Raw genomic sequence first — 9572 nt, forward strand, 5'->3', positions numbered from 1 at the left:
GTTCAACATGTTCGGCTCCCGCGGTCCGGATGAGGGCTGGACCGCTCCTTGAACGGTCCTCACCTTCAGGGGCACGGACAAGGCCCGCTCTCCCCTCGGGCGGGAGAGGGGAGGGCGGCTCACTCGCAGCCTCGTTATCACTGAGGCTCGGAATAGATGCGGATGGAACTGTCCCCTCCCCGTTCCAGGGAGTTGTCCTCGATGTAGACACGCGAGGACTTGCTCGGCTTCCGGGCCCGCTTCTTCTTGAGGAGTGCCTCACGCTGCTCCTTGGAGGCCTCCTCGGAGACCACCTTCATGTCCGCGTTCGAGACACGGGCCCTGTCGAGCGCTTCCAGGTCATAGATGGAGATCCACCATGCCCCATAGGCATCCTCCGCGGTGGGGGGAGTGATCTCGAACGTGAGACCGTTGCGCGTGCGCTTGCCCTGTTCGAGCGAGAGGTTGTGAAGCAGGTCTCGATCGTCCGCCGATTGCAGGAACCCCTCCATCAGGCCGCGGATCTCTTTCTTGATGCTCTCATCGCCGGCGTAGACACCGATCTCCACGCCCGCGGGGTGTTGGGGATCCCCATAGATATTGAGCTCGAAACGCTCCGCCTGGTACGAGACGTAGCGGACGAACCTGAAGGTGCCGGTGTCGATCACCGACGCGGGAATCTGCTCGACATCGCTCGCCCAGGGCCTCGTCGCGAAGGTATTGACGATCGACCCGGGGAGGTAGAGCCGGGCCTCGGGCGCTGGGAGGACGGACGGCGCGGGCTGCGGGGGGCGCTTCCGGCGCGAAGCCGGGCTGGAGGGCATGGATTCCAGGGCCGAGGAGGCCCGCTGGAGCGTCGGCCCTTCGGAGCCTGTGGGACTCGGTTTCGGTTCCGCAACGGTCCTGCAACCGCCCAGTGAGGCGATCGCGAGCACTGCGCTGACTACGGCCACTCTCGGGTTCAAGTCCCTCTCCAACGATGACGACCAGGGCGTGGACTGTATCCCGGTGTGGACGTTGCGATCACCCGCGCCCCCGGAGTGCGTGTGTCCACACTGGAAGTGCTCGGGTCCTTTACGTGAAAATGCGGAAATCCATGTAAGGGAGGACACCATGCGGCAGATGATTCGCGCAGTCTCCATGACGGCCGTACTGCTCGGTGCCACGAGCGCCTTCGCGGAAGAGGGTCAGGAGGAGCAGCTGGACCCGCGGACCGAGGAGCAGAAGGTCCACGACGCGCTCCAGGAGGCCTGGGACAACGCGGCCCTCGAGGCGCTGGGGACCCGCACGGCGTCCGACGCGCTGGCGGAGGAGGCGTCCGAGCCCACGACGTCCGAGGCCGGGCCCGTCAATGAGTACACCGAGGCCCAGGCGGTGGAGCTGCTGCGCACCTCGGAGCCGGAGGTCTTCGGGTGGCTGGCCGGCCCTCCCGTGCGGCTGCGCGGGTGCTGGTACTTCATCTCCACCCCGCCCAGTGGCGGCCCGTGGGGTCCGCCGCGCTACTACCTCACCGTGCAGCGCATGGCCTCCCAGCACTGCGAGGCCCAGTCGGTGGTGCTCGACTCCTCCTATCTCGGCGGCGCCACGGTGGCCCAGAAGGAGAGCCATGGCCTCGCCCTCGCCTTCCCGTCGAAGCAGTCGCCGAGCGGCTCGGCGCTGGTGCATGTGCGCCTCTTCGCGCTCGAGCCGAAGACGCTGACGGTCTCCCGCACCGGGTTCCTCGGCACGTACAGGGGCAGCACCGCGGTCCGCGCCATGCACTTCGAGGGCAACCGCCTCCTCGTGGACACCTACCGCTACACGGCGACGTACGCGCGCTTCCTCACCAGTGAGGAGAATCCCACCGGCGTCATCTTCCCGTAGGTGGCAGTCGCGTCGCGGTCAGCCGTTCGGGCCCGACAGCGAGGAGTCGTCCGAGGACGAGCGCAGCCGGCGGATGGCGCGCAGCAGCATGTCTCCGTCGAGCGGATTGGAGACATAGCCCTTGGCGCCGAGCCGGTGGGCCCGCTCCAGATCCTCGTCATCCGAGCCGCCGGAGAGCAGCAGCGAGCCGGCGATGTGGGCTTCACCCGCGAGCAGGCCCTCCATGGCCTGCACCGGGGCGAACACGAGGTCCGAGGGCCCCGTGTGCATCACCTCCAGCGGGGAGGCGACCTTCGTCTGGATGCCCTGCCGCCCGAGCGCTCGCGCGATGAGGGTCGCGGTGACGGGGGGCCAGGCGTAGAGCAGAATGGGTGCGCCCGGACCCGAAGCGGGGGAGGGCTCGAAGGCTGGCTCGCGGAAGTCCTCCTGGATGCCGTAGAGCACGCCGAGCGCTCGGGTCAGGCCCGAGTCCGAGGCCAGGTGCGGCTCGACGCGGGGTTTGCCGGAGATGGCGCGCACCGCGTCCAGCGCCTCCAACGAGGCCGGGGCGGGGAGCGCCACATGCAGCACCTCGCGCTCCCCCTTCTCCAGCCGGAGCGGCACGACCCGGTACTGCCGGGCGATGCGTGCGGGGACGAGCCGGGTGAGCTTCGGGTTCAGCGACTCACGGTGCAGGTCGATGGCCTCGATGCCGAGCTGCCGCGAGAGCGCCCGCAGGACGTCATCCTCGGTGCACACGCCCTCACGGATGAGCGCCCGGCCGAGCGGCACCCGCGTCTCGTGGTGGTGTACGAGGGCCAGACGGAGCTGGGCGCGGTCGATCAGCCCCATCTCCATGAGGATCTCTCCCAGCATCCGCTTGGAACCCAGCTGCATGGTTGGAACCGTGGCCATGAAGGCCCTGCCCGGCGATGGGCGCCCGGGGGAGTCCTCGCCGTGTCGGCTGCTCCCTGTCCGGGCGGCCCTCCGCCGCCGGGGAAGTCGTCAGGACACCACGAAGGTGGCCCGGCCCTTCAACGGCAGGCACATGGACTCCTGGAGCTGGGCGTCCGCGATGGGTCCTCGCGAGAACCGGCTGCGGGTGAGGAGGCCCTCCGTGGAGATGCGCAGCTCGCTGCCCACGCCCTCCAGGCGGGCCCTCGGAATCACCAGGGTGAAGAGGAGCGAGCCCGCGTCGGCGTCCGGCTCGAGCGTGACGGTCACCAGCGTCCCAATCTCCGTCTCCACCAGGCGGAGGTCCTCGCCCATCGCGCTCACCTCCCGGCTGGCGTCCTGGTAGTGGAGTAACGGTTGGCCGGTGAGGCTGGTGCTCGCGAAGCTGACGGAGATGCCCCGTCCCAGCAACTCGTAGTGGTTGGGCTCCAGCGGCTCGGAGCGGTTGTCGATGGTTCTCGCGCTTGCCTGTTCCACGCTTGCCTGTTCCATGGGGGTTCCTCGCTGAATAGGTCCATCACCCGGCGGCCGGAGGGGGCCACCACGGAAGATGGAAGAGGCACCTCCGCGATGTGACGGGCTAGTGGTGCGTGCCGAGCACATGCCGCTCCACCACGCCCGCCACGGCCACGAGGGCCAGCCCGAGGACGAAGCCGATCAGCCGTCCCCTCACCTCATGGGGTGCCGAGCTGCGGCGCAGCTCCGGCAGCAGGTCCGTGGCGCCGATGTAGAGGAAGGTGCCGCTGGCGAGCGCGAGGATGATGCCGGCCAGGCCCTCGACCAGTTGCGAGCCCAGCACCACGGCCGCCGCCCCGACGAACGCGGTGAGCTGTACCGCCCCGAGCGCCAGCAGGGCCCGGGCACGCGAGAAGCCCGCGGCGCGCAGCAGCGCGTAGTCCCCCACCTCCTGGGGCAACTCGTGGGCGATCACCGCCAGCGCGGTGGCCACCCCGGCCTGGGGCGACACGAGAAAGGCCGCCGCCACCGCCGCGCCGTCTCCGACGTTGTGCAGCGCATCCGCCGTCAGCAGTGAGGGCACCACGGTGGAGGAGCCCAACGGCTCGTGGTGATGGTGGCCGGGCGCATGGGTGGAGTGGTCGTGGTGGTGGGGCCCAAGGAACCACTCGACGAAGACGAGCACCACGAAGCTGCCGAGCGCCCACTGGAAGGCCGCGGGACCCATGGCCTCCACCGCCTCGGGGAAGACCTCGAGGAACACCGCGCCCAGCAGTGCCCCGGCGGCGAAGGCCACCAGCGCCGACAGGTGCCGGGTGAGCCAGCGCTCCGAGAGGAGCCCCCCCGTCAGCCCCGCGAGGCCGTTCGCCAGGACCGCGAGCCAGATGAGGAGGGTGGTGCGTTCCATTCAGCTCCCTGTCAGCCATCGCAGCAGCGCTTCCGGCGCATCCACGTGCACGAAGTGGCCCGCCTCGGGCAGCGTTTCCACCGGGCAGCCCTGGGCCTCCATCCGCACCAGGTCCGCGTCGGAGACGTAGTGTGCCCGGCCGCCGCGGATGCAGCGCACCTTCGCCCCCGGGCGTGTCAGCGCGGCCCACAGGTCCTCGCCATTCACGCGCCCGTGGAACTCGGCGAGCGACTCCCGGTCGAAGCGCCAGCGCACGCCACCGTCCGGTGCGGACTCCAGGTTCATGACGAGCCAGTCGGACAGCGGCCCGGACAGCCCGCGTCCCGTCAGCTCCGCCCGCATCGTCCGGCGATCCGGCGCGCTCGACGGCGCGGCGCGGAGGATCTCCATCACCTTGCCGCTTTCGGAGAGGTGGGTGGGGATGGAGCTGGGGGAGATGTCCAACAGCGTCACGCTGGCCACGTCCTCGGGAGCACGCAGGCTCGCGGCGAGCGACACGCGCCCGCCCAGCGAGTGACCCACGAAGTCCAGCGGCCCCACCAGCCCCGCGGCGCGCGCCGTCTCCACCACGTCCGCGGCCACCGTGGACAGGGTGGCCCCGGGCGGCAGCCGAGGCGAGGCACCATGGCCCGTGAGGTCCGGCAGCAGGAAGCGGCGGCCCTTGTCCACCTCGCTCCAGGCCACCGCCAGCGAGCGCAGGTTGCGCCCCGTACCGAGGAAGCCATGCAGCAGCACCGTTGGCCGCTGCCCCTCACCCACCTGGAAGCTCTCGAGAATCACGCTCGCTCCTATATCCCGAGAGCCTTCCCGCCGCAGCGCCTTCGCTCAGATACCGAAGGGCCAGGTGTCCGCCGCGTCCTCCTCCTCGTGGCCGGCGTCCGCGTCCAGGGGTTGGAGGGCGCTCGTCCGGTCATAGTGCAGCACCGCGTCGAACTGCGCCGGCAGGTCCGCATGGAAGTAGTGGCTGTAGCGCTCGCTGTGGGGCGCGTAGATGACGCCGATGGCCCGCTCCAGCCTCCGCTCGCGCAGGCCCGCGCCCGCCTCGCCCAGGTCCTCCATGCGCAGCAGGAAGCCGGGAAGGCCCACCTCGTGGAAGAGCGCCTCGTAGCTGCCCGGCAGCGCCGGCCGCACCCGCCGCTTCAGTCCCGGCTCGTCCCACTCGCGCGCGGCGATGACCGTGCCCGAGTACGTGGTGAAGCCCAGGTTGAAGGTCTCCTTGCCGTGGCGCTCGCGCATCAACTGGCCCAGGTTGAGCTCGCCCTGGTCGCCCATCTGCGTGAAGCGCGCGTCGCCCAGGTGCGAGTTGTGCGCCCAGATGACGAGGCGCGCTGGCCTGCCATTGCGGCGGCCCAGGTACTCGGACAGGGCATCCGCGGTGTCCGCCATGTGCGTGTCGCGCAGGTTCCACGACTCGTTCCGTCCCGAGTACATGGTGCGGTAGTAGGCCTCCGCGTCGCGCGCCAGCCGCGCGTTCTGCTCCGCGTGGAAGAGGGCGTCCGCCTCCCGTGTCCCGTCGCGCACCTCGCGTCGGCGCAGCTCCAGGAGTGTCTCGATGACCTCGGCCTCGCAGGGGTCCTCGAAGCCGTACGCCGTGGCGTGGCCGTAGGACTGGGGATCCGAGCCGAAGCGATCGAAGCACGCGTAGCGGGTCCTCGCCCGCTGGGCCGCCTCGGGGTCCCTCGCCTCCAGGTAGCGCACCACCTCGCGCATGGAGGCGTGCAGGCTGTAGAGGTCCAGCCCGTAGAAGCCCGCCTGGATTCCGTCCGGGCCCTGCGCGGCGTTGTGCTCGCGCAGCCACTCCACCAGCTCCAGCACCTCGGCGTTGCGCCACATCCACCGGGGGAAGCGCTCGAAGTTGTCGAAGGCGTGCTTCGCCTCCCGGTCCGAGCCCTCGCCGTGGATGTACTGGTTGAGCCGCAGGGCGTCCGGCCAGTCCGCCTCCACCGCCACCGCGCTGAAGCCGTGCTCGGCGATGAGCCGTCGGGTGAGCTGCGCGCGGGCCTTGTAGAACTCGTGCGTGCCGTGGGTGGCCTCACCCAGCAGCACGAAGCGCGCGTCACCGATGCTCTCGATGAGGGCGTCGAAGTCCGACGCGTCGTCCTTCAAGGGGATGGCGGCCGACCGAACGCCATCGACGAGCTCGGGACGGATGCGCTTTCCCCGTTCCTCTTCATCAAAGGGATTCATGCCTCTGAAGGTGGGCAGGCAACCCGTGACTGCCCACGGCGCTCGGAGAAGTCGGAGGGTTGACAGACGGGTGGGCACGGCCGTTCCCAGGCTGGCCCTCGGCAGGCGAGCGGACGAGCGCTCGTGAGGAATAACCCGGAAACCCGGGGCTGGCCGCTCGTCAGATCCGTGTCCACCTTGGACGACATGCTGCACAACCGAGAGGACGCGAAAGTAATGAAGGCGCGGCGGGGATGGGGTGTGGGGGGGTTGTTGCTGGCGGTGCTTCTGGTCGCGGGGTCGGCGCAGGCGAAGGTGATGGCGGGGGTGCGCCTGCCGGACGCCATCTCCCTGCAGGGCAGGGAACTCCCCCTGGAGCATGTGGATCTCAAGAAGAAGCTCTTCTTCGAAATCTACGTCTGGGGGCTCTACCTGGAGCAGAAGCCGGCTTCCACCAAGGAGGCCATCGACTTCCAGGGGCCCAAGCAGCTCCAGTTGCACTTCCGGCGCAACATCAACCGGGATCAGCTCGCGCAGGCCTTCCGCAACTTCCTCTCCAGCAGCCCGGCGGGCCGCTCGCCGGAGATGCGGCGCTACTCCGAGCAGCTCGTCCAGTCACTGCGCGCCGTGCGCAAGGGTGACAGCCTGCTCATCACGTATCTGCCGAGCAAAGGGCTGCTCATCTCCGGTGAGGGCAGCCGGGGCGCCCTCATTCCGGGCAAGGACTTCGCGGACGCGCTCTTCGCGGCCTGGCTGACGGAGAACCCCATCTACGACCGCGACTAGCCTTGCGGGGTGCACCGGGCTGGGGCACTGTCCCCGCCCGCGAGCGCCATGGGCTGGATCATCTGGATCATCGAGACGCTGATGTGCCTGGGCGCCGGCTGGCTGGTGGCGGCGGCGCTCTATCCGGACAAGGGCGTGTCGCACCGGCTCATCGCCACGCTGCTGGTGGCGCCCTCGCTCATCCTGCTGGCCATGCAGGCCCTGGGGTTGCCGGGGCTGCTGCGTCCGGTGTGGCTGGGGCTGGTGGCCCCGGTGGTGTTCGCGGTGCCGGCATGGGGCGCGTGGCGCCGCCTGGGGCGCGAGCGGGCGTTGGCGCTGTTGCGCTCGGACGCGGGTGCCCCGGCGCGGCTGGCGCGGGAGGCGTGGCACGAGCGTGAGCCGGCGGTGCTCACCGTGGTGGCTGCCACGGGCGTGCTGCTCTTCGCCTCTCTGCTGGTGTGGATCTACAAGTCCTGGACGTGGGACCCGACGTGGTACCACGTGCCCATCACCGCCTACGCCATCCAGATGGGCTCGCTGGATTGGATCGACACGTCGGTGCCGTGGACGCAGAGCCACCCGAAGAACGTCGAGCTGCTGGCGGCGTGGAACTGCATCTTCCCGCTCGACAACCGGTTGGACGACAGCTCGCAGCTGCCCTTCGCGGTGCTGGGGGCGGCGGTGACGGCGGCGTGGGCGCATGCCGCGGGAGCGCGCAAGACCTTCGCGGCGGGCGTGGGCGCGGCGTGGGTGCTGCTGCCGCCCATGTTCCTTCAGATGTGGAGCACGCACGTGGACGTGGCGTGCGGCGCCTTCTTGAGCGCCGCGGTGTTCTTCCTGCGCGAGCGCCCCAGCGCGCGAGACCGGTGGATGTGCCTGCTGGCGCTCGGGCTGTACGTGGGCTCGAAGATGACGGGGGCCTTCCACCTGTTGATGCTCGGGCCGTGGGTGGCCGCGCGAGGCGGGCTGGAGCTGTGGCGCGCGCGGGGCGAGCGGTGGCGGCTCGCGGGGGACATGGCGCTGTCGGTGCTCGCGCTGATGGCGGTGGGCTCGTTCAAGTACTTCCAGAACCTGTTCAAGACGGGCAACCCGCTGTGGGCCTTCCGGGTGAAGGTGCCGCTGCTGGGCACCGAGCTGCCCGGGAAGTTCGACCCGGCGGAGTTCTACGGGACGCGGCCCGGCGAGAGCCCGCTCTTCTTCGGGGCGCCGGATGCCTTCGCGCACCTGCTGCGCAGCTGGTACGTGGAGGTGCCCACCTTCTGGCCGGACGTGCGCACGGGCGGCTTCGGCCCGGTGTTCGCCTACCTGCTGGTGCCGTGTCTGCTGGTGCTGGTGCTGGAGCTGGTGAGCCCGAGGAGCTGGAAGCGCAACCTGCCCATCCTCGCGCTGGCGCTGGTGTCGCTGACGGTGCAGGCGGCGTGGTGGCCGCGCTTCGTCATGGGGGTGGCCACCGCGGGGCTGGTGGCGCTGGGGGTGGTGCATGGGCAGGGGGTGCGCGGGTCGCTGCGGCCGGGCCTCTCGCTGCTCTTCCTGGGGCTCACCACCCTCACCTTCTGGCAGGGGGCGAGCGCGCAGGTGACCCGCTCGGACCTGTTCATGTACGCGAAGCACTTCGAGCAGGCGCTGCGCGCGAGTCCCTTGGAGCGCTCGGCGCTCCAGGTGGTGGACTGGCTGTGGCCCACCGAGTGGAACCTCACCAAGGAGAGCGAGCTGAAGGCCGGCGACGTGGTGGTCTATGACCAGTCGGCGTACTTCCTCGCGGAGTTCTTCACGCGCGACTACCGCACCCGGGTGGAGTACGTGCCGAGCGACATCGACGTGAGGGAGTACCTCGCGCGAATCGACGCATTGAAGCCGCGCTGGGTGGGCGTGCAGCGGGGCTCGGCCGCGGAGCGGGTCCTGCGGGAGCGGCGGGGCGCGGAGTTCCTCTTCCTGACGCCGCGCTTCGACACCGGTGTGTACCGCATGCCCCAGGCGCCTTGACTGAACAGGTCCACCTGCAAGGTCCCTTCGCACCATCCGCTTTTCAAGGTAAGGTGACCTGGGTATGGATGATCTCGACAAGCTGAAGCGCGGCCTGGGAACCGGGTTGCTGACCGCCCGGGAGCGCGTGGGGCTCACCCAGGCCGAGGTGGCCTCCCGCTCGGGGATCGCCCATGCCGTCTACGGTCGCATCGAACGCGGGCAGATGCTCCCGAGCGTGCCCACGCTGTTCCGTCTGTGCACGGTGTTGGAGGTCTCCGCCAACGTGCTCCTGGGACTCAGCTCCGCGGAGCCGCTCCCCATGCCCGACCCGCGGGCGCCAGGGGACAGTCCGGAGCTGCGCCGGCTCGCGAACATCCTGCGCACGCTCTCTCCCTCCGCGCTGCGGACCATGTCGGCGCTCGCGGCCGCCATTCGCAAATAGAGGTTCAGGGCCCCGGCGCGGTCAGGGCCTGGAGGGCGCACTGGACGCCCTGCACGACCTTCGCCGTGCGCTCGTAGTCGAGCGTGTCCCAGGTGT

The 9572-nt window shown here is 70.0% G+C and carries 10 protein-coding genes; 4 read left to right on the forward strand and 6 right to left on the reverse strand.

Going from position 1 to position 9572, the window contains the following annotated elements:
- Positions 1–137: 137 nt before the first annotated feature.
- Positions 138–803 (reverse strand): hypothetical protein, encoded by a 666-nt coding sequence (locus VF794_RS09645; RefSeq protein ID WP_331109006.1) that lies wholly within the window; start codon positions 801–803, stop codon positions 138–140.
- Between the two features lie 298 nt (positions 804–1101).
- Here VF794_RS09645 and VF794_RS09650 point away from each other — a divergent pair, with 298 nt between their 5' ends.
- Positions 1102–1842, forward strand: coding sequence for a hypothetical protein (locus VF794_RS09650; protein WP_331109008.1), 741 nt, complete (start codon positions 1102–1104; stop codon positions 1840–1842).
- A gap of 18 nt (positions 1843–1860) precedes the next feature.
- On the opposite strand, the gene VF794_RS09655 is transcribed toward VF794_RS09650, so the two are convergent.
- From VF794_RS09655 to VF794_RS09675, 5 genes are all read right to left on the reverse strand, one after another.
- Positions 1861–2718, reverse strand: coding sequence for a hypothetical protein (locus tag VF794_RS09655; protein ID WP_331109009.1), 858 nt, complete (start codon positions 2716–2718; stop codon positions 1861–1863).
- A gap of 108 nt (positions 2719–2826) precedes the next feature.
- A complete protein-coding gene (locus tag VF794_RS09660; protein ID WP_331109011.1) occupies positions 2827–3267 on the reverse strand; it encodes a hypothetical protein in 441 nt (146 codons plus the stop codon).
- A gap of 88 nt (positions 3268–3355) precedes the next feature.
- Positions 3356–4138 (reverse strand): ZIP family metal transporter, encoded by a 783-nt coding sequence (locus VF794_RS09665; RefSeq protein ID WP_331109013.1) that lies wholly within the window; start codon positions 4136–4138, stop codon positions 3356–3358.
- Complete coding sequence (locus VF794_RS09670; protein WP_331109015.1) at positions 4139–4918, reverse strand: alpha/beta hydrolase; 780 nt, start codon at positions 4916–4918, stop codon at positions 4139–4141.
- Positions 4919–4963: 45 nt separating this feature from the next.
- Positions 4964–6325, reverse strand: coding sequence for an erythromycin esterase family protein (locus tag VF794_RS09675; RefSeq protein ID WP_331109017.1), 1362 nt, complete (start codon positions 6323–6325; stop codon positions 4964–4966).
- Between the two features lie 186 nt (positions 6326–6511).
- On the opposite strand from VF794_RS09675, the gene VF794_RS09680 reads away from it, so the two are divergent.
- From VF794_RS09680 to VF794_RS09690, 3 genes are all read left to right on the forward strand, one after another.
- Complete coding sequence (locus VF794_RS09680) at positions 6512–7090, forward strand: chalcone isomerase family protein (protein ID WP_331109019.1); 579 nt, start codon at positions 6512–6514, stop codon at positions 7088–7090.
- A 48-nt stretch (positions 7091–7138) separates the two neighbouring features.
- Positions 7139–9052, forward strand: coding sequence for a hypothetical protein (locus tag VF794_RS09685; RefSeq protein ID WP_331109021.1), 1914 nt, complete (start codon positions 7139–7141; stop codon positions 9050–9052).
- Positions 9053–9116: 64 nt separating this feature from the next.
- Positions 9117–9476 carry a helix-turn-helix transcriptional regulator gene (locus tag VF794_RS09690; protein ID WP_331109023.1) on the forward strand — a complete coding sequence of 120 codons (360 nt, stop codon included), beginning with the start codon at positions 9117–9119 and terminating at the stop codon, positions 9474–9476.
- The last annotated feature ends 96 nt before the right edge of the window (positions 9477–9572 follow it).

The organism is Archangium sp. (assembly GCF_036389735.1).
Lineage (GTDB): Bacteria > Myxococcota > Myxococcia > Myxococcales > Myxococcaceae > Archangium.

Coding starts and splice junctions, on each gene's coding strand:
- VF794_RS09690 (WP_331109023.1), top strand. CDS start 9,117: ATGGATGATCTCGACAAGCTGAAGCGCGGCCTGGGAACCGGGTTGCTG.
- VF794_RS09680 (WP_331109019.1), top strand. CDS start 6,512: ATGCTGCACAACCGAGAGGACGCGAAAGTAATGAAGGCGCGGCGGGGA.
- VF794_RS09655 (WP_331109009.1), bottom strand. CDS start 2,718: ATGCAGCTGGGTTCCAAGCGGATGCTGGGAGAGATCCTCATGGAGATG.
- VF794_RS09645 (WP_331109006.1), bottom strand. CDS start 803: ATGCCCTCCAGCCCGGCTTCGCGCCGGAAGCGCCCCCCGCAGCCCGCG.
- VF794_RS09650 (WP_331109008.1), top strand. CDS start 1,102: ATGATTCGCGCAGTCTCCATGACGGCCGTACTGCTCGGTGCCACGAGC.
- VF794_RS09675 (WP_331109017.1), bottom strand. CDS start 6,325: ATGAATCCCTTTGATGAAGAGGAACGGGGAAAGCGCATCCGTCCCGAG.
- VF794_RS09665 (WP_331109013.1), bottom strand. CDS start 4,138: ATGGAACGCACCACCCTCCTCATCTGGCTCGCGGTCCTGGCGAACGGC.
- VF794_RS09685 (WP_331109021.1), top strand. CDS start 7,139: ATGGGCTGGATCATCTGGATCATCGAGACGCTGATGTGCCTGGGCGCC.
- VF794_RS09660 (WP_331109011.1), bottom strand. CDS start 3,267: ATGGAACAGGCAAGCGTGGAACAGGCAAGCGCGAGAACCATCGACAAC.